The sequence below is a fragment of the Amycolatopsis sp. NPDC059021 genome, from assembly GCF_042739895.1.
Lineage (GTDB): Bacteria > Actinomycetota > Actinomycetes > Mycobacteriales > Pseudonocardiaceae > Amycolatopsis.
The window spans coordinates 20,321-43,655 of sequence record NZ_JBHYIQ010000022.1 but is presented as its reverse complement, the minus strand read 5'-3'; the positions used below and the strand labels follow the sequence as shown (position 1 = coordinate 43,655).

Sequence of the window (23,335 nt, the reverse complement as noted above, 5' to 3'; positions counted from 1 at the left end):
CTCCTCAGCTCCACAGCTCGGCTTGCTTGCGGTGGTAGTCGGCTTCGTCCAGCAGTGGCTCCGGGTCGCCCTGCGCGAGCCCGGCGACGAAGTCGTAGTCCGCCGCGATCTGCCGGTGCAGGGCGCGGCGCCGGTTGGACACGAATGGATCGAAGGCGATCCACCGGGCGACGACCAGCCTGGTCAGCCGCTGCGACCGCTTGTCGATCGCGGCACGCAGCTGGTCCATCGGGGACAGGCCGGAGCCGAATCCGGCCGTCCGGGGCATCGAGGTCACCGAGCGCAGCAGCCGGACCCAGTCCTCCGGGTCGTCGGTGGCCAGCCGCTGCCGCAGGCCCTCGCACGCGGTCGCGATGTCCCCGGCGGCCATCGCGTAGTGCAGGACGCCCTCCTCGTCGCCGTCCTGCGCGCATCGCGTCCGGAACCAGTCGACGACCGTGGCCCAGTTCGCCGCGTCGTCGTCGCCGCGCGCGGCGAGCTGCCGCACCAGCAACCGCCGCAGGACGACCGGCCCGGCACCGCCGGAGGCGGGCCACAGCACGGGGGCGATCTCGCGATAGCTGTTGATGCCGCCGACGAGGAGTTCCCCGCGCGCGGCCAGGAGGCTGGCGTGCTGCTTGGTCCGTGCCGCCGCGCAGGTGACCAGGTCGTCGTAGGTGTCCTCGGTGAATTCTCCGAGCAGCTGTTGCCGCAGGCTGTCCTTCAGCAGCGGACGGTCCGGGTCGCGGCCGGGTTCCGCGCGGTCGAGCAGCACCATCAGCGTGTCCCCGTGCTCGAGCGGGCGTTCGCGGATCGCCTCCACCAGTTTCGCGGTCGACGCCGGATGACCGCCGGCGAGGCCGTACACCATCGGCGTCAGCTGGTGGTGCCCGATCAGCGCGACGTTGCCGCCCTGGGCGGAAGCGAGCGCCGACACCAGGACGCCGGTCTCGCGCTCGCTCAGCTCGGCCAGCGCGTACCGGCACCACCAGTGGGGCTCGTCGTGCGGGTCGTTGGTCAGCTCGTGCTCGGTCCCCGAACCGGTGAACTCGACCAGTTCCCGCCGGGGCACGCCCGAGAGCAGCTCACCCCGGCTGGTCGCGACGACGGTGAGCGGATCGGCCGGGTCCATCCCGAGCGCCTGCCGGTCCTTGCGCGCGTCCACCAGGCCGTTGACGAATTCCTGCCCCAGCGGGGTGTCGCAGTCGTCGAGCACCACCACGCAGTTGAGCGTCATCTCCGGCGCGTGCCGCGACGTCCGGAAGTCCTCGCGCAGGTCCGCGAGGAACGCCTCCCAGAGCAGCTCGTTCACCTGGTGGGTCAGCCCCTCCTTGGCCCAGCTGTTGAGATCGACCAGCACGTCGAGCGGGTCCTTGTGGAGGTCACGGTCGCGATGGCCGTACCAGTCGGGGGACAACGACTTCGCGCGGCGGAGCATCCGCAGCGCCGCCTCGATTCCCAGCCGGGCCATCGCCCGCACGATGGCGGCGACCGGGTCCTCCGGGGCGAGCATCGGCGCGAGCCCGTCGGCGGCCTCCCAGAGGATCGCCCGCATCGCGTCCAGGTTGACCCCGGACCGGAGCAGCCGCCGGATCGTCTCGCGGGCTTCCTGCCTGCTTTCCGGCAGTTCGGCTCGCATGGCCATTCTGCCTATGGTGAGCAACGGAAATCGCAGCGAACCATACCGTTCGCATCGCATTCCCAGCTGAAAGGCCATCGAGGACAACACTTTCGGCACGGTCGCTCCGCGATAGTGTTCGAAATCGACCCTGGCGTGCGGAATGCGCTCTCCGAACCGGTGCGCGAGGGCGTCGGCCAATGCCGTCTTGCCGGAGCCTCTCGCCCCTTCGAACACCACTACCGGATGGCTCAGGCTGCGCGTCGCGCCGCGATGCGGTTCGCGCTCCATGAGCCGCCGCACGAGCTGCGTCGCCCGGCGGTGCCCGAGAGTTTCCCCGCCCTGGATCACGGTGTAGTTCTAGTCGATGCGCGGCGGGACCCGTCCCGTTTTGGCGAATCGGGCCGTCGGCGGTGCCCATGACCACCCGGATGGCGGCAGAGATCGTCACACGCGGCAACCCGGCCGCGGCCATCGAGGGGAACCGCTTACCGCTATGAGTGAAGATTCTTTCCGATCCGCCGATTTTTCCGCGCCGGTATTGGTATCGCATCGGCCGCGGCAAAGGGTCGTCAGTGACACATTCACGGTGTCGGACATCTCCGGCGCGGCATTCTGTGCGGGGGTTTCCCAGGGCGCCGTCCGGTGCGTACGCGGAACTTGTCGGTGGGGTCTGTTAGGAAGATCGGGTGACCCCGAAGTTCACCATCGACCAGCGCAGGGCCCGCCTCGCCGTGCGCCATCGCCTCGCCGCCCCGGCAGCCACCGCCGAGGCGGCGGCCGATGCTGTCGTCGCCCTGCACGCGACCGATACGGCGACGGTGTACCTCTCCGCCCGTGCCCGGCTGGCGGAGAAGGACACCGCCGTCGAGGACGTCGAGCGCGCGCTCTACGCCGAGCGCGGGCTGCTGCGGCTGCTCGGCATGCGGCGCACGATGTTCGTCGCCGGGCTGGACGTCGCGGCGCTGATCCAGGCGGGCTGCGCACCCGAGGTGGCGGCGAAGCAACGCAAGCTGCTGATCAAGCAGCTCACCGAACAGGGCCATCCGGAGAATGTCCCGGACGCCGCCCGCTGGCTCGCCGAAGTCGAACAGGCCACCGAAGCGGCCCTCGCCGCGCGCGGGCAGGCTCCCGCGCAGGCGCTCGCCGAGGACGAGCCCCGGTTGCGGCAGCAGCTGATCATGGCGAAGGGCAAACCGTACGAAGCGGTCACCAACCTCACCAGCCGCGTGCTCACCCTGCTCGGTGCCGACGGCCGGATCGTGCGCGGGCGGCCGCGCGGGAGCTGGCTCAGCAGTCAGTACCACTGGGCCACCCTCGGCACCTGGCTCCCGGCCGGTCTCACGGAATGGGAGGCTCCGGCGGCCCGCGCCGAACTCGCCAGACGGTGGCTGCACGCGTACGGGCCCGCGCCCGCCGAAGACCTGCGCTGGTGGACGGGCTGGACCGTGGGCCAGGTGAAACAGGCGCTGGCCCGGCTCGGCACCGTCGAGGTCGCCCTCGACGGCGCGCCCTCGAGCACCGGCCTGGTGCTCGCGGACGACCTCGAACCGGTCGCGGAGCCGGGGCCGTGGGTGGCGCTGCTGCCCGCGCTCGATCCGACGCCGATGGGCTGGGCGGCACGCGACTGGTACGTGGGGGAGCACCGGGCCGCGTTGTTCGACCGCAGCGGCAACATCGGGCCGACGGTCTGGTGCGACGGCCGCGTCGTCGGCGCGTGGGCGCAGCGTACGGACGGTGAGGTCCGGATCGGCCTGCTCGAGGACATCGGCGCCGGGGCGAAAGCCGCGGCCGAGGCCGAGGCGGACCGGCTCGCCGGGTGGTTCGGTGTGGTCCGGGTCGTTCCGAAGTTCCGCACTCCGCTCGAACGCGAGCTGGCGGGGTGACGCCGTGACCGACCGGACCACGCCGTACCACTCACCCCTTCTGGATCGATTCTTGACCCGTTCGCCGAGTGGTGGAAGTCTCGTCGGGGCGGCGATAGAAGCCCAGGCCAGCACGCTAGGGTGACGCCCGAGCCCACAAGTCTTCCGGGGATGTCCCGGGCGAGTCTCAAAGGAGTGGCAGCAGTGACCGTTCGCGTAGGTGTCAACGGCTTCGGCCGGATCGGCCGCAACTTCTTCCGTGCCGTGCAGGCGAGCGGCCACGACATCGAGGTCGTCGCGTTCAACGACCTCGGCGACGTCGCGACGATGGCCCACCTGCTGAAGTACGACTCCATCCTCGGCCGTTACCCCGAGGAGGTCACCGTCAGTGACGAGGGCATCGTCGTCGGCGGCAAGACCATCAAGGCCCTCGCCGAGCGCGACCCGGCGAACCTGCCCTGGGGCGACCTGGGCGTGGACGTCGTCGTCGAGTCGACCGGCTTCTTCACCAACGCCGACGCCGCCAAGGCGCACATCGCCGGTGGTGCCAAGAAGGTCATCATCTCCGCGCCCGCCAAGGGCGAGGACCTGACCGTGGTGCTCGGCGTCAACGACGACAAGTACGACGGCTCGCAGACCATCATCTCGAACGCCTCCTGCACCACCAACTGCCTCGGCCCGCTCGCCAAGGTCCTCAACGACGCCTTCGGTATCGAGCAGGGCCTGATGACCACGATCCACGCGTACACGCAGGACCAGAACCTGCAGGACGGGCCGCACAAGGACCTGCGCCGCGCCCGCGCCGCCGCGCTGAACGTGGTGCCCGCCTCGACCGGCGCCGCGAAGGCGATCGGCCTTGTCCTGCCGGAGCTGCTGGGCAAGCTGGACGGCTACGCGCTGCGCGTCCCGGTGCCGACCGGCTCGGCCACCGACCTCACCGTGACCCTGAAGAAGTCCGCCACGGTCGAGGAGATCAACGCCGCGTACAAGGCCGCCGCCGAGGGCCCGCTGGCCGGGATCCTGCGCTACTCGGTCGACCCGATCGTGTCGGCGGACATCGTCACCGACCCGGCGTCCTGCATCTACGACTCGCCGCTGACCAAGGTGATCGGCAACCAGGTCAAGGTCGTCGGCTGGTACGACAACGAGTGGGGCTACTCCAACCGCCTCGCGGACCTGATCAAGCTCGTCGGCTCGAAGCTCTCCTGAACCCGATGACCGTCAAGAATGTCGAAAACCTGCTGGGCGAAGGCGTTCAGGGCCGGTACGTCCTCGTGCGTTCCGACCTGAACGTCCCGCTCGACGGGGACAAGATCACCGACGACGGCCGGGTCCGCGCCGCGCTGCCGACGATCAAGAAGCTCGCCGACGCGGGCGCCAAGGTCGTCGTCACCGCGCACTTGGGCCGCCCGAAGGGTGAGCCGGACCCGAAGTTCTCGCTCGCTCCGGTCGCGAAGCGGCTGTCCGAGCTGCTCGGTGCCGAGGTCCCGCTCGCCGGCGACCTCGTCGGCGACTCGGCCAAGGCGATCACCGCCGGGCTGGCCGACGGCGGCGTCGTGCTGCTGGAGAACGTGCGGTTCGACGCGCGCGAGACCAGTAAGGACGCCGTCGACCGGTCCGAGCTGGCCGCGGAGCTGGGCGCGCTCGTCCCCGGCGGCGCGTTCGTCTCGGACGGCTTCGGCGTCGTGCACCGCAAGCAGGCCTCGGTCTACGAGATCGCCTCGGTGCTCCCGGCGTACGCGGGCGGTCTCGTGCTCGCCGAGCTGGACGTGCTGAAGAAGCTCACCGACGACCTCGCCCGGCCCTACGTCGTCGTCCTCGGCGGCGCGAAGGTGTCCGACAAGCTGGGCGTCATCGCCAACCTGCTGACCAAGGTCGACCGGCTGCTCATCGGCGGCGGCATGGCTTACACCTTCCTCAAGGCCCAGGGCCACGAGGTCGGGAAGTCGCTGCTGCAGGAAGATCAGCTGGACCAGGTCAAGGGCTTCCTCGCCGAGGCCGAGAAGCGTGGCGTCGAGCTGGTGCTGCCGGTCGACGTGCTCGCGGCCACCGAGTTCGCGGCGGACGCCGCGTACGACGTCGTGGACGCGGCGGCGATCCCGGCGGACCGGCAGGGCCTCGACATCGGCCCGCGCAGCCGCGAGCTGTTCGCGAGCAAGCTGGCCGACGCGGCGACGGTGTTCTGGAACGGCCCGATGGGCGTGTTCGAGTTCGAGGCGTTCTCCGGCGGCACCCGTGCCGTCGCCGAGGCGCTCGTCGCCAGCGAGGCGTTCACCGTGGTCGGCGGCGGCGACTCGGCCGCGGCGGTCCGGCAGCTCGGCCTGCCCGAGGACGGGTTCTCGCACATTTCGACCGGTGGCGGTGCGTCGCTGGAGTACCTCGAGGGCAAGACATTGCCAGGGGTCGTGGCTGTGTCTCACTCGGAGGAGAAGAACTAAGTGGCACGCAAGGTCCTCATCGCCGGCAACTGGAAGATGAATCTGAACCACCTCGAGGCCATCGCCCTGGTGCAGAAGATCGCCTTCGCGCTGCCGGAGAAGTACTACGCGAAGGTCGACGTCACGCTCCTTCCGCCGTTCACCGACATCCGCAGCGTGCAGACGGTGACCGACGGCGAGAAGCTGTCGTTCACCTACGGCGCGCAGGATCTGTCGCCGTACGATTCCGGTGCCTACACCGGGGACGTGTCGGGGCCGATGCTGGCGAAGCTGGGCTGCAGCTACGTCGTCGTCGGGCACTCGGAGCGGCGCGAGTACCACGCCGAGACCGACGAACTGGTGAACAAGAAGGTCAAGGCCGCGCTCAAGCACGGGATCACGCCGATCCTCTGCGTGGGCGAGAAGCTCGAGGTCCGCGAGGCGGGCGAGCACATCGCGCACACCACCACGCAGCTGGTCGAGGGGCTCAAGGGCCTCAAGACCGAGCAGGTCGCGAACGTGGTCGTCGCGTACGAGCCCGTCTGGGCGATCGGCACCGGCAAGGTCGCCACCCCGGCGGACGCGGAGGAGGTCTGCAAGGCCATCCGCGAGACGCTGCGGGAGAAGTACGGCGACGAGATCGCGGCCGGTGTCCGGGTGCTCTACGGCGGTTCGGCGAAGGCGAACAACGTCAGCGACCTGGTGGCCTGCGAGAACGTCGACGGTGCGTTGGTCGGTGGCGCGAGCCTGGACGGCGACGAGTTCACCAAACTCTGCGCACTGGCCGCGGGCGGGCCGCTGCCCTGATCGTGGCCACGACCGGGTAACCTGTGTATCCGGTCCGTCACAGCAGTGGACGAGTCCAGGGGTACGGTGGATCCTGCGCCGTACCCCTGCATTCTCCGATGAGCACAGAGGATGACATGAAGCTGTTCCTGCAAATTCTGTTGATCGTCTCCAGCGTGCTGCTGGTCGTGGCCGTGCTGCTGCACCGCGGCCGGGGTGGCGGTCTGTCGTCGCTGTTCGGCGGCGGCATGCAGTCCAGCCTGGCCGGTTCGAGCGTGGCCGAGAAGAACCTCGACCGCATCACCGTGCTGCTCGGTTCGGTGTGGCTGATCAGCATCGTGGGCCTCGGCCTGCTGCTCAAGGTCTGATCGGATCGGGTGCGGGTGTCCTCCGGGACACTGAGTGATCCGGCGTGCCCGTGGGGGGCGCGCCGCCGACTCCTAGGTGTGAGGATTCATGGTTGGCGGTAATGCGATTCGGGGCACCAGGGTGGGTGCCGGTCCTTCGGGCGAGTCGGAGCGGGGTGAATCGGCACCGCGGCGGCGCATCTCGTACTGGTGCGCCAACGGGCACGAGGCTCGCCCCTCGTTCGCGATGGACGCCGAGATTCCCGACGAGTGGGACTGCCCGCGCTGCGGTCTCCCCGGCGGGCAGGACGAGAAGAACCCGCCTGCGGCGCCTCGGACCGAGCCCTACAAGACTCACCTGGCGTACGTGAAGGAGCGGCGCAGCGACGCCGACGGCGAGGCCATCCTCGCCGAGGCGCTGGAGCGTCTGCGCCAGCGCCGGGAGCTCATCTGAGGCTTCTCGTCACCGGTCGAGCGGGTACCGGGCACGCACCCGGAACCCGCCGTCCTCGGTGTCGGACGTCTCGAAGCTGCCACCCAGCAGCCGAGCGCGCTCAGCCAGTCCGGTGAGCCCGTGCCCTCCCGAGGGCAGGGCCGCACCGGGCTGCTGGGCGCGCTCGTTTTTGACCTCCACCTTGAGCGCGCCGTGCTCGCCGTGGATGCGGATGGTCGCGGTCGCGCCGGGCGCGTGCTTGTAGACGTTCGTGAGGCATTCCTGCACGGTGCGGTAGGCCGCGGCGGACACCTGGTTCGGCAGGAACTCCGGCAGCTGCTCCACGGTGAGGTGCACCGGGACGTCGGTGGCGCGGATCAGCCGGTCCAGCTCGTTGATGCCCGGCTGCGGCCCGTCGTCGTCCGATCCGGAGCGCAGCACGCTGACCAGCGAGCGCAGCTCCTCCAGGGTGCGGGTGCTCAGCTTGCGGATGACCTGCGCGGTCTCCAGCGAGCGGGTGTCGGTGGTCTGCGCCTGCAGCGCCCCGGCCTGCATCGCGATCAGGGTGATCTGGTGCGAGACGACGTCGTGCATCTCGCGCGCCAGCCGGGCGCGTTCCTCGGCACGGACGGCGTCGGCGTGGAACCGGCGCTCGCGGTCGCGGCTCGTGGCCAGCTCCGCGAGCTTGTTCGAGATCTCGGCCCGCGCCCCGATGAGCATGCCGATCGCGATCGGCATGCCGGCGACGAGGACGCCGTAGATCCCGTCGAGGATGTGCTCACGCCAGCTGAGCTTGGCGAAGTCCTCCAGCGGCCACTGCACGAACCGGCAGGTGAACACCAGCGCCGCGCCCACCCACGTCTGCCAGTGCGACTGCCTGCGCGTCGCGAGCATGCCGAGGTTGATCATCGCGGCGAGCTGCGACCAGCCGGCGAGGAACCCGGGCACGGTGGCGAGCGTGGCGAGGAAGGGGAACTTGCGGCGGAACACGACCGCGAGGCACGCGGCCGCCGACAGGTAGGTGGAGTAGGGCTGGGCCTTGCCGGGGACCACCAGCCACACGTCGAGCACGGCCAGCAGCACCAGCGCCGCGTCGAAGCCGAGCGTCATCATCACCGGGCGTCGCATCGACGCGAACAGCCCGGTCAGGGCCCGGCGCCGGACGCGATCGGCGGCCCCCGCGCCGGGGCTGCCCATCGAGATGCCTGGAATCGAGAGTCCCTCTGTGCTCATCGGGCGACCTCACTCGTCTTGTGGACTTGATGATGAGAGGTGCTCGAGCCCCGAACGGGACGCGCAACTACGAACAAATGTGCGGATGCTAACGAGAAGGCGTATTAAGACGGTAAGTTTCACCCGTAAACCGGGTGTCGCTGTCCGGATTCCGTAACCGGCTGCTCCGTTCGGCTCAGCCGTCGCTGGTGCGCTGCCGCCCGGCGCCGATCCACGTCCGCAGCGCGGTTTCCCGGGTGACGTCGTCCAGGTGGCCGGGGGCCGCGGCCCAGGCGACGATTCCGTCCGGCCGGATCAGCGCCGCGGCGAGATCGCTTCTCCCGGTCGACGTCACGGCAACGGATTCAAAACCCGTCCACTGTGCGGCCGGGGCCGGATGGAGCATGAGCGGCCCGCCCTGGTGCGTCAGGTCGTACAGCCGGGTGGTGCCGCCACCCGTCAGGGTCAGCTCGAGGTCGGGACAAGGCCTTCCGGTCAGCGGGTGCGTCGCCGGGTAGGGGAAGTCGTGGCGCAGCCCCAGTCCGGACAGCATGCGGCCGAAGTAGCGGTTCACCTCGGGAATGTCCATCAAATCCGCGACAATGTCGCGCAGCGCGTCGCTGTGCGGCCCCGGGCGCAGCAACGCCGACTGGGCGCGCGTGTTGTGCAGGACCTCGGCGCCGACCGGATGACGTTCGTGGTGGTAGGTGTCGAGCAGCCCGGCGGGGGCCGTGCCCGCCACCGTCGCGGCGAGTTTCCAGCCGAGGTTGACCGCGTCCAGCAGGCCGAGGTTCAGCCCCTGCCCGCCGCTGGGCGAATGGACGTGCGCCGCGTCGCCCGCCAGCAGGACCCGGCCGAGGCGGTAGGAGCTGGCCTGCCTGGCCTGGTCGGTGAACCGGAGTCCCGCGCCCACCTCGGTGATGGCCACGTCGACGCCGGATATCCGCCGGACGCTGGCCTCGAGCTCCTCGGCGGTGATCGGACCGCGATGACGCTCGGTGTCGTCGAAGTCGAAGGTGGCGACCATGCCGCCGCCGTAGAACAGCGTGCCGCGGTCGTTCCGGCCGGGCGGCGGGAGCGCGGAGGTGTCCTCGATCCGTGCCGCGGCCCGCCGGACGGTCATCGTCGGTGGCGTGCCGGGGAAGCCGAACGGGACGAGTTCGCGGACCGTGCTCCGCCCGCCGTCGCAGCCGGCCAGGTAGGGGGAGCGGAGCCGCAACTCGCCCCGCGCGGACGTGACGGTCACCGTCACCCCGGCCTCGTCCTGGCCGAGACCGGTGACCCGATGGCCGTACCGGATCGGCACGCCGAGGCCGGTCGCGTACGAGACCAGGATCTTCTCGAGCTCGGGCTGCCAGATCAGCGTCCGCTCCCGGCCGGGCTCGTCCTGCAGGGCCGGGTCGATCTTGTGGATCGCCGCGAAGTGGCCGTTGTCGCTGCCGTGGTCACGGGCGAAGTCGGCGCGGCCCTGCGCGTCGTGCCGGGCGATCTCCTCGCCGAGCCCGCGACGTCGCAGCGCCTCGGTGGCGAGTGGCCCGATGCCGCGTGCGCGCTTCTCGTCGTTCGGGCCGTGCCGGGCTTCCAGCACGACGGGCTGAGCACCGGCGAGTCTCAGCTCGGCGGCCAGCAGCAGCCCGACCGGGCCCGCACCCACCACGATCACGTCGTTGTCCATGAGCTCCCCCTTCACGAAAACCCGGGCACAGTGTGCGCAGTTCCGAACGGTAGCATACTGCGCACACTGTTCTCAGTGATCGATCGGGGAGGCGCGGTGGCGGGTACCGGCGGCGACGAGGTGATCTGGCTGCGCTCGGGCAGAGCGGCCAGGGGCCCGCGGCCCGCGCACAGCCTCGCCGACATCGCCGGAACCGGTGTGCGGGTCGCCGACGCCGACGGTCTCGACGCGGTGTCGATGCGGCGGATCGCCGCGGAACTCGGAAGCGGCACGACGTCGCTGTACCGCTACGTCTCGTCGAAGGACGACATCCTCGACCTGATGTACGACGCCGTGCTCGGCGAGGAAGAACTGCCGCCCCCGCGCGGATACTGGCCGGCCGATCTCACCGCGATCGCGCACCGGATGCGGGGCCTGATGATCCGGCATCCGTGGATGACCGCGCTCGCGGGCCGGCCGTCGGTCGGCCCGAACGGGCTCTACGCCACGGAGCGCGCGCTACGCGCGGTGGACGGCCTCGGGCTGAGCATCGACGAGATGGTCGTGCTCATCGAGGCGCTCGAGGCGTACGTGCTGGGCTACGTGACCCGGGAACTGGCCGATCGCGCCGCCACCCGGCGGTCCGGCCGGGACTGGGACCAGTGGATGGCCGCGCACGCGCGGTACGGCCGGACGATCATCGACGGCGGCCGGTTCCCGTTGGTGGCGCGGGCTTGGCTGGACGCGCGGGAGCCGCATGCCAGGGATCGCCAGGAACGCGGCTTCCGGCACGGCCTGGAACGTCTGCTGGACGGAATCGGCGCCCGCATCCGCGCCGCCAGGGACTAGCGTCCTCGGTGGTGGCCCCCGAGTTCACCGTGAAGCCGGTGTTCAGTGGACTGTGGCATGGGTTCAGTTCACGTGCGCGATGTTGCCGGCCAGCCAGTCGTCGAAGCTTTTGAGCGCCGGGTTGAGCTGCCGTGCCTTGGTCAGGTCGCGGGCGTCGGTGAATTCCCGGTCGAAGTCGCCGTAGTACTGGAACATGTTGCCGACCTCGTCGGCGGCCGGGACGCCGAGGGAGCGGAAGACGTCGTAGGGCACCGCCTGGAAGCGCACCGGCTCGCCGAGCGCGGACCCGAACTTCTCCGCGTACTGCGCCCCGGTCAGGTGGTCGCCGGCCAGGCCGATGGTCTCGCCGATGAACCGCTCGCCGCCCTTGAAGACGGCGAATGCGGTGCGGCCGATGTCCTCGACGTCGACTCCGGCGAGCAGCTTGCCGTCCTCGAGGGGAAGGGTAAGAGTCAGCACGCCGTCCTCGCCGCGCCGGGGAGCGAAGTTCCCCAAGAAGCCCTGGAAGAAGAAGGTGGTGTTCAGGAATGTCGTGGGGATGCCGGCCTGCCGGAACAGCTCGTTCGCCGCACCCTTGGCATCGAAGTGCGGCACGTTGTACTCGCCCTGGAGGACGGGCATCCGGTCGTCCTCCAGGGGAAGCAGCTCGCGGGTGTCCTCAAGCGTCGACCAGACCACGTGCCGAAGGCCCGCCGCCTTGGCGGCCCGCACCAGGACGTTGACTTCCTCGGTTTCCTTCGCCGCCGAGCCGTGGGCCCAGAAATTGGTGACCAGGAAGGCACCGTAGGCGCCCTCGAATGCCTTGTGCACGCTCGGCTCGTCGTCGAAGTCGGCCCGGACGACCTCGGCCCCGAGCGCCGCGAGTTCCCTCGCCGCGGGTGAATCGGGGTTCCTGGTGAGGGCGCGCACCGCGAAGCCCGCATCAGGGTCGGCGAGGATCGCCCTGGCGGCACCGCCACCCTGACCTCCCGTGGCGCCGGTGACCGCGATGATCTTCTTGCCGTTCATGGCTGCTGCCTCCTGTGAAGCATCAAGCCGATGCTTCAATTCAATGAATTGCGGCCGATACTCGATTTCCTCGGCCGGCGGCGCTTCTTGCTCGACGAGACGGAACCGCTCCTCGGGTTCAGCCCATGTGCTTGTCGAACCATTCGAGCAGCTGCTCCGGGTGTTCGGGGAAGTAGGTGTAGCCGTCCCAGCGCCGGGTGCTGCCCTCGATCCAGAACAGCTTCTTGTCATCGACGGGGATGGCGTCGAAGATCGCCTGCACGTCTTCGGGCCTGGTCAGCACGTCGTCGCGCACCTGGGTGATGAAGGTGGGCACCTGGCAGTTCTTGGCGTACTCGATCGGCGACACCTGATCGATCGTGAAGCTGGTGATCAGCTTGAATTCCCGGTCCATGGCGTCGATCCGGTCCGCGAGCCCCATGGCTCCGAGGGCCTGCCCGGCCATGACGCGCAGCGAAACAGGCTGCGGGTTGACCATGCAGCGGACGTCCGCGAAGAGCTCCGGGTACCGGGTCATCGCGACGTAGGTGGCGTTGCCGCCCATGCAGCGGCTGAGCAGGCCCACCTTCATGGCGGCCAGGTCGGGGCGGGACTTGACGAACTGAAGGGAACCGGCGACGTCACGGGATTCGAACTGGCCCCAGGTGAAGATCCCGCCGTTGGCGTCGCCGCTCTGGCCGTGGTTGCGCGCGTCGTAGGTCAGCACGTTGTAGCCGGCATCGTGCAGGGCCTTGTACTCCGGCAAGAAGTTGACCTCGAAGTCGTTGCCGCCGGGAACCATCGACTTCCACGGCTCCAGATGCGAGGGGAACCCGTAGCGGCTCATCGGCAACGGGTGATTGGCGACGATCAGCTTGTCCGAGCCCGGAGCGGGGATCCACCACGCCTCCAGCGGCGTGCCGTCCAGGGACGGGAAGGTGACCTCCTCATACGCCATCCCGTACTCATCCGGCGTGTGCAGGATCGGTACCCGGACCGGGTGGGTGAACATCCCGCCGACCAGGCCCTTGATCATTTGCTGCGCATCCGCCATGCCAGTTTCTCCTTCTTTTCCGCTTGATTGTGAGATCGTCCGGTACTTCCTCTCGCCATAGGAACGTAACTTTCGGGCTGGGGGGAAGCCACTGGGGAAAGGTGTACTGATAGGGCATCCCTCTGTAGAGCGAACGCCGTTAAACTGGACACTGTGGACCACGCAGCCGAGATCCGGGCGTTCCTGACCTCCCGCCGCGCCAAGACCAGCCCACAGCAGGCCGGGCTGCCCGCCTACGGCAACCGCCGGGTGCCGGGACTGCGCCGCTCCGAGGTGGCCCAGCTCGCCGGGATCAGCGTCGAGTACTACTCACGACTGGAACGCGGCAACCTCTCCGGAGTCTCCGGTCAGGTCCTCGACGCCCTCACCCGCGCGCTGCGGCTGAGCCAGGACGATCGCACCCACCTGGAGGATCTCGCCCGCACCGCTGGTCCAGGACCCCGCCGCCGACGCCGCCCGGCCACCGCGTCAGTGCGGTCGAACGTGCGACGCCTGCTGGACTCCATGGCCGGCCCGGCGTTCGTCGTGAACGGCTGTGGTGACGTTCTGGCCGCCAACACCCTCGGTCGCGCCCTGTACGCCCCCATGATCGAAGCCGCCCGGGGCGCCACCCCCAACCACGGCCGGTTCATATTCCTCGACCCCCGCTCCCACCAATTCTGGGGCGACTGGGAACGTGCCGCCGACGACGTCGTCGCCCTCCTGCACGCCCAGGCCGGCCGCGACCCCTACAACAAGGACCTCACCGACCTCATCGGTGAGCTGTCCACCCGCAGCGACGAATTCCGCACCCGCTGGGCCGGCCACGACATCCGCCAGCACCACCAGGGCGCCAAACCCATCCACCACCCCGTCGTCGGCACTCTCCACCTCACCTACGAGTCCCTCGAGCTGCCCGCCGACGGCCTCGTCCTCTTCGCCTACGGCACCGAGCCGGGCAGCGACTCCGAAGACGCCCTGCGCATCCTGGCCAGCTGGGCCGCCGACCACGATCCCGAGCCGGCCGAGCACTCCCACGGGTAGGGACGAGCAGCGGCCGGCGACCAGACGTTCGGCGAAACGCCCCGCGTGCGACCGACGTCCCTCGATGGGGGGATAGCTCAGCGCGGTGGCGCGGGCTCTGTCATTCAGGTACCTGCGCCGCACTAAGGACTAGTGCGGCAAGAAAAATCCGATGAGTGCATGCATTACGCCCACGGCGCCCACCAAAGGCAGCAAGGTCGGTGCAAGAAGCATTCCTCTCATCTCCTTCGCGAGGTAGCGAAAACCAGATCCCCTCTGGAATACCACGTTCTCGTGCGGCTGGATTTGTTGTCACCCATACAAACGTCCTTTACACCCGTCCGCGTCGATCCCGCCCGTTTGGGAGCACTTCGGAATGACCCGGGCGGGTCCGCGCGCGTGCCGAGCTGCTGCCGGCCGCGATCGAGCGGCGTGTCATGGCGCTGTGCTGACTCATGACGCTAGGGCCGGTTCACCACCAGGCACCTTTCGTGCTGCCATAGGTCAAGACCGCCGCGACAAGGGTCTTGGCATCGTGCTTGGCGCCGCTCAGGTCCGCGCCGAAGAGAGTCGCGCCGCTGAGGTCCGCGCCGTAGAGATACGCGCCGCTGAGGTCCGCGTTGACGAGTTTCGCGCCGGTGAGGTCCGCACCGCCGAGATTCGCACCGCTGAGGTCCGTGCCGATGAGCGTCGCGCTGCCGAGTTTCGCGCCGCCCAGATTCACGCCGCCGAAGCCCGCCAAGTCGATGCTGGCACCAGAGAGATCCGTGCCGCCGAGGTCCGCGTTGCCGAAATGGGAGCGGGTGAGGTTCACGGCCTTCAGTCGGAGCTTCCCCATATCCGCACCATCGAAGCAGGTACTGCTGAGATCAATGGTGGTGTTGTTGTCGTGGCTGGTGTCGCGGCGCCCCAGGACGACCAGCGCTGCTCGGGTGTCTGTCGAGAGTTCCTGCTCCGGGCAGGCACCACGCGAGACGGGAGCAGTGGGGACGCGAGTGCGGGTGCTGCGGATGAACGCGGACAGGATCTCGATGATGGTGGGCTGGTCGCGCGGGGAGTCGTGGGCCAACCGTTCCAGGGCATAGATCGCGCCGAGACGGGCCTGCAAATGTCCGGGGCCGGTCTGGTCGAGCTGAGCGACGGCTTTGGTGTAGCGGTCGGTGATCTGTCCCTGTTCCGCCACTGCGATCTGGGCCTGCGTGGCCCGTAACGACAGGTTCGTGAACACCAGGGCTCCCACCGCGGTAAGGGCGGTGATCAGTGAGGCCATTGCCGTCCAGTCGACCCTTCGTCCCCTCCGCGGTGGAGATGCCCTGCGAACAAGACGGCGTCTACCCCGCCGAGGCGTATGCAAGCCAAGGCGGGATGTCCGGAAGCGGGGCGTGCGGCGCAGGGAGCTCATTCTCTCTCCAGTCGCTGATCCGGCCCGAACTGTAACGTCCGCTCGTATGGCGCGTCGACGACCGCAACCGCGGGCAACGTCCACGGCCGGGAAACCGCATACAGCCTGGCTTCCCGGGGAGGTTCAGTGCTCCAGCGGCCGGACGGTGAGGATCTGCTCCGCGCGGCCGACCGGTCCCCGCTCGTCGTGGAGCACCGTGCTGGTGACGCCCTGGCCGTGGCCGCCGAAGACGACACTGGTGTCGAGCCCGGTCCACCGGCCCTCGGGCAGGCGGTGCAGGTGGATCGACAGGTCGACGTTGGGGAACAGCCACTTGGTCGGCTCCTGCCGCACCGCGATGCCGTTGGCCGTGTCGACGAGGGCGACGTACGAGGCCGTCGGGCTCGCCTGCTCGCCCGCGACGAGGTCGATCGGGGTGGAGACCCAGGCGGTGGTCCGTCCCGGCTGGGGTGCGCCGGTCGTGCGGACGTCCAGGGACGCGATGTACCCGCCGGGCCACAGGTCGCTCATCGCCCACGGGGCGAGCGACCCGGGCGGCGGCAGCGGCGCGGGTTCGCCGCCGGCGACGATGCCGGTGTCCTGCGCGGCCAGGAGCCATACGCGCGCGCTGACCGCGGGACGTCCCCCGATGACCACGGTGGCCTCGGTCAGCTCGATGGTGCGGCCCGGCCGCGGCGTGGACACGTGGATTTCGAACTCGTCGAGCGCGATACGGCCGAGGATGTCGAAGGAGATACGGCTGATCAGCAGATCGGGCCGCTGTTCACGGGCGCGGGCGCGCTCGATCTCGTGGACGATGAGGCCGCCCAGCGGGCTGAAGTGCTGCTCGTCGTCCCGCCAGGCCCCGCCCGCGTGGACGGTGGGCGCGAAGCGGTGGGTGTCCAGCCGTTCGAAGTAGCTGGGTCGGGGGTCGGGGGTGTGGGTCAACGGTGGATCTTTCCTCGCTTGTGACAGGTGCGGGTCCAGCGTTTCACAGCGGCGAAACCGCCTACCCGGTGACGTCCCCGATCCAGGCTCACTGTTACGAGCACGGTTGCCGGTAAGGCAGCTCAGGCACGTGCCGGCTCCACTCGTCCGGGGTGAGCGGGCGTTTCACCGCGGTACACAACGTCGAGTCGACATTGTGTGTGAAACTCGTGTCCCACAGCCGTAGCGCGCCGTCTTCTCCCGCGCTGGCCAGTGTGGTCCCGTCCGGACTGAATCGGACCGATCTGACCGGCTGGTAGTGGCCGAGGTAGGGCGGGCTGATCTGCCGGTGTGCCGCGATGTGCCAGACACGTACCGAGTTGTCGCCGCTGCCGGTGGCCAGGAAGCTGCCGTCCGGACTGAACGCGAGTGAGTAGACGGCACCGGTGTGCCCGGTCAGGGGTTCGCCGAGCGGCTGGTGTTTTTCGACGTCCCAGAGCCGGATCGTGCCGTCGTCGCCGGTGGATGCGAGGGTCCTGCCGTCCGGGCTGAACGCCACCGAGCCGACCGGGCCGGTGTGACCGCTCAGCGGTTCGCCGATCGCCTGACGGGTGTCCGTGCGCCACAACCGCACCGCTCCGTTGCCGCTTGCGGTGGCCAGCATCTGTCCGTCCGGACTGGCCGCCACGGAGTAAACGGTGTCACCAACGTCGAGGGTGCCGACCTGTTTTCGGGTCTCGACGTCCCAGAACGAGACGCTGGGTTTCGCTTCGGGGCGTGCTTGATCGGTTTTCGCATCGGCGGGTGCGGGTGCACCCGCCGCGACCAGCGTCCTGCCGTCCTGGCTGAAGACCGCGGACCTGACGGCGCTCATGGGCTCGGGCACGGGTGCGCCGAGTTGTACCCGGTTCACCGGGTCCCACAGATTCGATCCTGCGCCGTCGCCGCTGCTACCATTCGGCCCGCCGGTGGCGAGCACACGGCCGTCGGGGCTGAACGCCACCGCGAGGACCGGTCGGCGGCTGTGGGTGCGCAGGTCGGTGATCGGCCTGCGGGTGCGGACGTCCCACAGCATGATCGTGCGCGGTGGCCCGGTCGGAGCCGGACGCTTCTGTCCCGGATTGTCGTACAGCAAGATCGTGCTTCCAGCGCCGGTGACGCTGACCGCGCCGCCACCGCCGGAGCAGATGCCCCAGCCGTCGTGACCACACGCGTATCGGCTGGTGTGGTCGCCGACAGCTCCGCCATCGTCGCCCCCGGTGGCGATGGTGCTGCCATCCGGGCTGAACGCCAACGCATAGACGGCGCCGGGCGAACCGAGCATCGGGTTGCTGACCTGGAGGTGAGCGCCGAGATCCCAGAGCCGGATCGTGCCATCCTGCGCGCCACTGGCGAAGGTCCGTCCGTCCGGGCTGAACGCGACCGACGTGACCGCGCGGGTGTGGCCGGCCAGTGGGCTCCCGATCTGGGCCTGCCTGCCGACATCCCACAGCCGGATGGTGCCGTCGTCACCGCCGGTCGCCATGGTCTTCCCGTCAGGGCTGAACCCGAGGGACGGAGGCAGCGTCACGCGATCGGGCCGGGTGTGGGCGGTCAGCGCCCCGCCGACCGGTTTCCGGGTGGCCGTGTCCCACAGCTGGACCTTCCCGTCGGTCCAGGCAGTGGCGAAGGTCCTTCCGTCCGGATTGAACATCACCAGCGGGCTGATGAAGCTTGCGGTGTCGCCGACGTGACCGGCGAGCGGCGCACCGATCTGCTGGTGTGCCGCGCTGTCCCAGAAGCGGACCGTTCCATCCGTTCCGGCAGTGGCCAGCGTTCTCCCGTCCGGGCTGAACGTGACGGAGGGGCTCGTCGTGAACGGTGTGGACGGGTGATCCACCGCGATTTCCCCTGTTTGGGCTTGGCCGCCGAGGTCCCACAACCGCACCATACCGCCGACGTCGCCGATGGCCAGGGTTTTCCCGTCGGGGTTGAACGCCGTCGCGGGAGCGACGTGCAGGAGTGGCGATGAGTCGGCAGGGGCGGCGGGGGCGCTGATTTGCTGGTGCGTACCCGCGTTCCAGAGCCGCACCACGGCGTCGTACCCCGAGGTGGCCAGCATGCTGCCGTCGCGACTGAACTGCACGGACCGCACGGCCTGGGTATGACCGGCTAGGGGAGCGGCGATTTGCCGGTGCGTGGTGACGTCCCACAGCCTGACGTCGTCGCTCCCGGTGGCCAGTGTCTTCCCGTCCGGGCTGAAGGCCACCGAATTGACAGCGCCGTGCCCGCTGCTGATCCGTGCGATGCCCGGACGCGCGGCGGCGATGAGCATGCCCGCCCTCGCCTCCGGTGTCGGGCTGATCCGCCAGGCGGTCACGCTGAGCAGCCGTGACAGTTCCGGGTCGGTATCGCCCAGCGACTCGCTTCGAGCCGCGAGCGCGCGGGAGATCGCCTGGTTGCGTTCGTCGATGGCGGCCGACCTCTGGACCAGTGTCACGACGCCGAGCACCGTCGCCGCGACCAGGAACACCATCAGCCCGGTGGTGAGCGCCCGGCGTATCCGGGTTGCCACCCGGAACGCACGGATGTCGTCACTCTCGAGTTCCTCTTTCTCCTTGCCGTGGACCGGCGCGGCCAAGGTGGCCATCTTGGACCGGAAGTCACTGTGCCGCACTGACAACTGAGCCGGGTCCTGGGCGTGGGACAGGTCCACCCAAAGCGGCTCCGCCGCGAACCAGCCGCGCAGGCCTTCTGGCAGGGCTGTCGTCCGCGCCCAGTCGAAGTCGTTCGCCGTGTGGTCCCACACGATGCTGCCCGCGGTGAGCGCGATCAGGAATGTTTCGCGTTCGCGTTCGTTCCGCCAGTATTCGACCTCGCGCCCCACCCAGATCGACTTCGCGGAGTCGGGGGACGCCATGAGGACGAAGTAGCGTGACGATCGCAGGGCACGGTCGATGGTCGCCCACAGGTCGGGGTTGGCGGCAAGGCTTTCCTCGTCCCGGAACACCCGCAGCGCCCGCACTTGGTTCCAACGCCTCGCGAGTTGATGGAAGCCCCGCAGGACGGCAGGAGCGAGCCGCCCGTCGGCCGCGTGACTGTAGGACAGGAAAGCGTCGTACTGCGGTCTTCCCGGTGAGACCGAGTCAGTGTGGTCGTCGATCGGGGTCATGGTGTGCTGGGGCTCCCGTTCGTCGGAGTGGCCGGTCATTCACCATGGGAAGCGCGCCAGAGGGTGTGTTCGCGGCTGATGGCGTCCTCGGCGTCGGCCACCGTGGCGGCCCATTCCGCCTCGCTCATTTCCCGGCTCAGCAATTCGCGGATCACGCTGAGTTCGTGAGAAGCGACGGTGTACGCGGTGGCGGCCGTGGTGTGCTGACGGGCTTGGGACCATGCGGACAGCCCCGCGACGGAGGCAGCCACGATCCCGGCGAGGTCGAAACTCACCAGCGCGAATGCCTTCGCCAATGCCGCGCTCACTCCGGTGACTTCCAGCAGCAGCACCACACCGCGCAGTATCCGGGCACGACGTCGGTGATAGTCGGCCTTGGTGGCGTACCACCGTTGCTGGTCCTGGATTCTCCCTGTCAGGTACGCGCTCGTTCGTTCGGCGCGCGAGGCAGCGCGGATTTCGCGCATTCGGTCGCTGATCACGCCTCGGGTGGTCGGCAGAAGCGGTACGGACGGCAGATCGGCTTGGAGCGCTTGGACCCGGTCCAGCAGGACGCGGTCCGCCTCGGCCTCGGACAACGACAGCGCGCACGGCGTGCCTCCGACCGCGTAACGCCATGCCAACGTCTTGACCGACTCGGAGAGAGCGCGCCCTTCGTACCACGTGACGTTCGGGCGACTTTGCCGCACCGACAGTTCGACGACGATCGCGGTAACGAACGCCAACGCGGTCACGACTGCCGCGGCATCGAAGGATCGGCCGACGGTCACCGTGAACGCCGCGGAAGCCGCGGCCACGGTGGTGGCGGTCATCCTGAGCTGAAGCGAACGGAGGAAGGACCGTTGTCCGCGCAGCGAGGCACGATCGGCGGCATCGAAAAGGCCGGGGTAATCCATGGGGCCCAGGCCGACCGCGGGCCTTGTTTCAGTCATGACGGATCATCACTCCCTCACCACGCTGACTGAACGGTAGCGAATCGATCACCGAGGGGGGTGAGGACGACCGGCAGTGCGGGGAGCTACCCCCGAACAGAGCAACGCGGGGCCACGGTACGGGGCCTTACCCGGTGACGTCCCTGATCCAGCCGCGCACCAGCTCGACGAGTTCGTCCGCGGTACTCGCGACCACGCTCTTCGGCGCGCCGTAAGGGAGTTCGCCGACTCCGACGAGCCGGGCGCGGAACCCGCTGCCGGGCTCGGTCCACAGCCGGATCACCAGGACGGCCGCCCGTTCCTTCTCGGCTGGTTCGTCCACCGGGCCTCCTCCGGACGGCATCGGCGGAGTGTGCCCGTCGTGATGTCACCGCCGCGTCACGCGGATAACGGATGGGCGACGCGCGCGGGTGGTGACGCCACGGTGACGCACCACCCGGAAGGTGAGCGGGCACAAGGGCCTTTGCGAAAGACGGCCTTGCGAAGGGAGCCATGGCCATGCCCATCAGTCCTACCTTTCCGGGCGTCTACATCGACGAACTGCCGAGCGCGGTACGCACCATCATCGGGGTGCCGACGTCGGTCGCGGCGTTCATCGGTACCGCGCCCCGGGGCGCCACCGACCGGCCCGTGCACATCACCGGCTGGGCCGACTACGAGGCCGAGTTCGGCGGGCTGGACAAGACCAGCGACATGAGCCACGCGGTCTACCAGTTCTATCTCAACGGCGGCAGCGAGGCGGAGATCGTCCGCATCGTCCGCGACCACAACACCGAGGACGAAGACAAGCAGAACCCCGCTCCGAAAAAGGCGGTCAAGGCCAAGGTCGAGCTGAAGAACAAGGCGGGCGACGCCAAGGTCACCCTGCACGCGGCCAGTGAAGGCCAGTGGGCCAAGGACAACCTCCGCGTCCGGGTCGACTACGACACCTTCGTCAAACCGGCCGAGGGCGGAACCCGGACCACCTACAACCTGACCATCCGGGACAAGACCACCGGGATCACCGAACGCTATCTCAACGTCAACGTGGACCCGACCGATCCGGACGGCCTGGTCAAGGTCCTCGCGTCCTCGCGTCTCGTCAGCACGGTCGAAGGGGACATCGCAGGGCAGACCGTGCTGCCGAACGAACACGTTCCGGAAGGCAAGCTGGACGAGCAGAAGAAGCCGATCGGTCCCGCGGTCGGGGCCGACCCCTTCCTGGACGACACCAAGGGCAGCGCCGCCCTGGAGAAGGCCTGGTACACCGAGGCGGTCGAGGGCGCCGACGGCGACGCGCCCGGGGTGGACAACTACCTTGGCGGCAAGACCGGGGAACGGGACAAGAAGGGCCTGTACCAGCTGCTCAAGGCCGACATCGTCAACATCATCTGCCTGCCCGGTGACCTCGGCCAGGTCGGTAAGCCGATCGGCATCGTGCCCGAAGCGGCGGCTTACGCGCTCAAGCACCGGTCGATGCTCCTGCTCGACCCGCCGACGAGCTGGGGGACGGTGGAGCAGGCCGCGACGGGTGCTCGCGCCGGGCTGCCGGTCACCGGTGACCTGGCCAAGAACGCGGCCGTCTACTTCCCGCGGGTCAACCTGGCCGATCCGAGCCAGAAGAACGCCATCCGGGACTTCCCGCCGTGCGGCGTGATGGCCGGGATCTGGGCCCGCACCGACGTCCAGCGTGGCGTGTGGAAGGCACCGGCGGGGACCGACGCGTCGCTCAACGGCGTCACCTCGCTGGCCGTGACGATGACCGACCCGGAGAACGGGCGGCTCAACCCGCTCGGCGTGAACTGCCTGCGGCAGCTGCCGGTGTTCGGCCACGTCGCCTGGGGCGCGCGCACCACCAAGGGCGCCGACCTCGCCGCGGACCAGTGGAAGTACCTGCCGGTCCGGCGGCTCGCGCTGTTCCTCGAAGAGAGTCTCTACCGCGGCACGCAGTGGGTCGTCTTCGAACCGAACGACGAGCCGTTGTGGGCGTCGATCCGGCTCAACGTCGGGGCGTTCATGAACAACCTGTTCCGCCAGGGCGCTTTCCAGGGCCGCACGCCGCAGGAGGCGTACAAGGTCACCTGCGACAGCACGAACAACCCGCAGAACACGATCGATCAGGGCATCGTCAACATCCAGGTCGGTTTCGCGCCGCTCAAGCCCGCCGAGTTCGTGATCATCCACATCCAGCAACTCGCCGGCCAGATCCAGGTATAGGGCCAGGGAGGAAAACAGTCATGGCCGACAGCAAGACGAAGCGGCGCGACCCGTACAAGAACTTCCGCTTCCGCGTGAAGTTCTCCGGGGGCACCGAATACATCGCGGGCGTGAGCAAGGTGACCGGCTTCAAGCGCAGCACCGAAGTGGTCAAGCACCGTGACGGCGGCGCACCGGGCACCAGCGTCAAACTGCCGGGGCGCACCGAGTACGACGCGATCACGCTCGAACGCGGGGTGACCAACGACAAGGTGTTCGAGCAGTGGGCGAACCGGGTGTGGAGCTTCACCAACGCCTCGGGCGGGCTGGAGACCTCGCTCAAGGACTTCCGGCGCGACCTGCTCGTCGACGTGTTCAACGAGGCGGGGCAGAAGGTGCTGTCCTATCAGGTCTTCAACTGCTGGGTCTCGGAGTACCAGCCGGTGTCCGATCTGGACGCCAACGCGAACGCCGTCGCCATCCAGCACATCAAGCTGGAGAACGAGGGCTGGGTCCGCGAGGACCTGCCGGAACCGCCCGAAGTCGGCTTCGAAGACCCCGCCTGA

Annotated in this window: 20 protein-coding genes; 10 read left to right on the top strand and 10 right to left on the bottom strand. The window is 69.1% G+C overall.

Translation table 11 applies throughout. The features are described 5' to 3' along the window. Positions 1-4: 4 nt before the first annotated feature. Positions 5-1,624, bottom strand: coding sequence for a hypothetical protein (locus ACFWX1_RS15790; protein ID WP_378387792.1), 1,620 nt, complete (start codon positions 1,622-1,624; stop codon positions 5-7). Positions 1,625-2,286: 662 nt separating this feature from the next. On the opposite strand from ACFWX1_RS15790, the gene ACFWX1_RS15785 reads away from it, so the two are divergent. The 6 genes from ACFWX1_RS15785 (at position 2,287) to ACFWX1_RS15760 (ending at position 7,466) form a co-directional block, all read left to right on the top strand. Then, complete coding sequence (locus ACFWX1_RS15785; protein ID WP_378387790.1) at positions 2,287-3,483, top strand: winged helix DNA-binding domain-containing protein; 1,197 nt, start codon at positions 2,287-2,289, stop codon at positions 3,481-3,483. 183 nt (positions 3,484-3,666) lie between these two features. Next, complete coding sequence (gene gap / locus ACFWX1_RS15780; RefSeq protein WP_378387788.1) at positions 3,667-4,671, top strand: type I glyceraldehyde-3-phosphate dehydrogenase; 1,005 nt, start codon at positions 3,667-3,669, stop codon at positions 4,669-4,671. A 5-nt stretch (positions 4,672-4,676) separates the two neighbouring features. Next, positions 4,677-5,900 carry a phosphoglycerate kinase gene (locus ACFWX1_RS15775; RefSeq protein ID WP_378387786.1) on the top strand — a complete coding sequence of 408 codons (1,224 nt, stop codon included), beginning with the start codon at positions 4,677-4,679 and terminating at the stop codon, positions 5,898-5,900. Continuing rightward, positions 5,901-6,686 (top strand): triose-phosphate isomerase, encoded by a 786-nt coding sequence (tpiA, locus tag ACFWX1_RS15770; RefSeq protein ID WP_378387784.1) that lies wholly within the window; start codon positions 5,901-5,903, stop codon positions 6,684-6,686. It begins immediately after the preceding gene. 116 nt (positions 6,687-6,802) lie between these two features. Next, positions 6,803-7,033: a preprotein translocase subunit SecG gene (secG, locus tag ACFWX1_RS15765; protein ID WP_378324964.1), complete on the top strand. Its 231-nt coding sequence runs from the start codon at positions 6,803-6,805 to the stop codon at positions 7,031-7,033. A gap of 88 nt (positions 7,034-7,121) precedes the next feature. Next, positions 7,122-7,466 (top strand): RNA polymerase-binding protein RbpA, encoded by a 345-nt coding sequence (locus tag ACFWX1_RS15760; protein WP_378387782.1) that lies wholly within the window; start codon positions 7,122-7,124, stop codon positions 7,464-7,466. Positions 7,467-7,475: 9 nt separating this feature from the next. On the opposite strand, the gene ACFWX1_RS15755 is transcribed toward ACFWX1_RS15760, so the two are convergent. Together ACFWX1_RS15755 and ACFWX1_RS15750 are read right to left on the bottom strand one after the other, a co-directional pair. Continuing rightward, positions 7,476-8,642 (bottom strand): sensor histidine kinase, encoded by a 1,167-nt coding sequence (locus ACFWX1_RS15755; RefSeq protein ID WP_378387904.1) that lies wholly within the window; start codon positions 8,640-8,642, stop codon positions 7,476-7,478. Between the two features lie 211 nt (positions 8,643-8,853). Then, positions 8,854-10,332: an FAD-dependent monooxygenase gene (locus ACFWX1_RS15750; RefSeq protein WP_378387780.1), complete on the bottom strand. Its 1,479-nt coding sequence runs from the start codon at positions 10,330-10,332 to the stop codon at positions 8,854-8,856. A 75-nt stretch (positions 10,333-10,407) separates the two neighbouring features. Between ACFWX1_RS15750 and ACFWX1_RS15745 the strand changes: the two genes are divergently transcribed. Further along, positions 10,408-11,160 carry a TetR/AcrR family transcriptional regulator gene (locus ACFWX1_RS15745; protein ID WP_378387778.1) on the top strand — a complete coding sequence of 251 codons (753 nt, stop codon included), beginning with the start codon at positions 10,408-10,410 and terminating at the stop codon, positions 11,158-11,160. A 63-nt stretch (positions 11,161-11,223) separates the two neighbouring features. Here ACFWX1_RS15745 and ACFWX1_RS15740 read toward each other — a convergent pair whose 3' ends face one another. Both ACFWX1_RS15740 and ACFWX1_RS15735 read right to left on the bottom strand, forming a co-directional pair. Beyond that, a complete protein-coding gene (locus ACFWX1_RS15740; RefSeq protein WP_378387776.1) occupies positions 11,224-12,168 on the bottom strand; it encodes an NmrA/HSCARG family protein in 945 nt (314 codons plus the stop codon). A gap of 118 nt (positions 12,169-12,286) precedes the next feature. Further along, on the bottom strand, positions 12,287-13,201 hold the full coding sequence (locus ACFWX1_RS15735) for an alpha/beta hydrolase family protein (RefSeq protein ID WP_378387775.1): 915 nt from the start codon (positions 13,199-13,201) through the stop codon (positions 12,287-12,289). 153 nt (positions 13,202-13,354) lie between these two features. On the opposite strand from ACFWX1_RS15735, the gene ACFWX1_RS15730 reads away from it, so the two are divergent. After that, positions 13,355-14,224, top strand: a complete 870-nt coding sequence (locus tag ACFWX1_RS15730) for a helix-turn-helix domain-containing protein (protein WP_378387773.1) — start codon at positions 13,355-13,357, stop codon at positions 14,222-14,224. 451 nt (positions 14,225-14,675) lie between these two features. Here ACFWX1_RS15730 and ACFWX1_RS15725 read toward each other — a convergent pair whose 3' ends face one another. The 5 genes from ACFWX1_RS15725 to ACFWX1_RS15705 all read right to left on the bottom strand — a co-directional run bounded on the left by ACFWX1_RS15725 (position 14,676) and on the right by ACFWX1_RS15705 (position 20,916). Continuing rightward, a complete protein-coding gene (locus ACFWX1_RS15725; RefSeq protein ID WP_378387772.1) occupies positions 14,676-15,473 on the bottom strand; it encodes a pentapeptide repeat-containing protein in 798 nt (265 codons plus the stop codon). 255 nt (positions 15,474-15,728) lie between these two features. Next, positions 15,729-16,532 carry a thioesterase family protein gene (locus tag ACFWX1_RS15720; RefSeq protein ID WP_378387770.1) on the bottom strand — a complete coding sequence of 268 codons (804 nt, stop codon included), beginning with the start codon at positions 16,530-16,532 and terminating at the stop codon, positions 15,729-15,731. 94 nt (positions 16,533-16,626) lie between these two features. Then, the gene (locus ACFWX1_RS15715) at positions 16,627-19,701 is read right to left on the bottom strand and encodes a toll/interleukin-1 receptor domain-containing protein (protein ID WP_378387768.1); all 3,075 of its coding nucleotides are present in this window, start codon (positions 19,699-19,701) and stop codon (positions 16,627-16,629) included. Continuing rightward, positions 19,698-20,594, bottom strand: coding sequence for a DUF4231 domain-containing protein (locus ACFWX1_RS15710; RefSeq protein ID WP_378387767.1), 897 nt, complete (start codon positions 20,592-20,594; stop codon positions 19,698-19,700). The genes ACFWX1_RS15715 and ACFWX1_RS15710 overlap by 4 nt, the downstream gene beginning before the upstream one ends. Before the next feature lie 127 nt (positions 20,595-20,721). After that, positions 20,722-20,916 carry a hypothetical protein gene (locus ACFWX1_RS15705; protein ID WP_378387765.1) on the bottom strand — a complete coding sequence of 65 codons (195 nt, stop codon included), beginning with the start codon at positions 20,914-20,916 and terminating at the stop codon, positions 20,722-20,724. A gap of 176 nt (positions 20,917-21,092) precedes the next feature. Here ACFWX1_RS15705 and ACFWX1_RS15700 point away from each other — a divergent pair, with 176 nt between their 5' ends. Together ACFWX1_RS15700 and ACFWX1_RS15695 are read left to right on the top strand one after the other, a co-directional pair. Continuing rightward, positions 21,093-22,790 (top strand): phage tail sheath family protein, encoded by a 1,698-nt coding sequence (locus ACFWX1_RS15700; protein WP_378387764.1) that lies wholly within the window; start codon positions 21,093-21,095, stop codon positions 22,788-22,790. A gap of 20 nt (positions 22,791-22,810) precedes the next feature. Then, complete coding sequence (locus ACFWX1_RS15695; protein ID WP_378324847.1) at positions 22,811-23,335, top strand: phage tail protein; 525 nt, start codon at positions 22,811-22,813, stop codon at positions 23,333-23,335.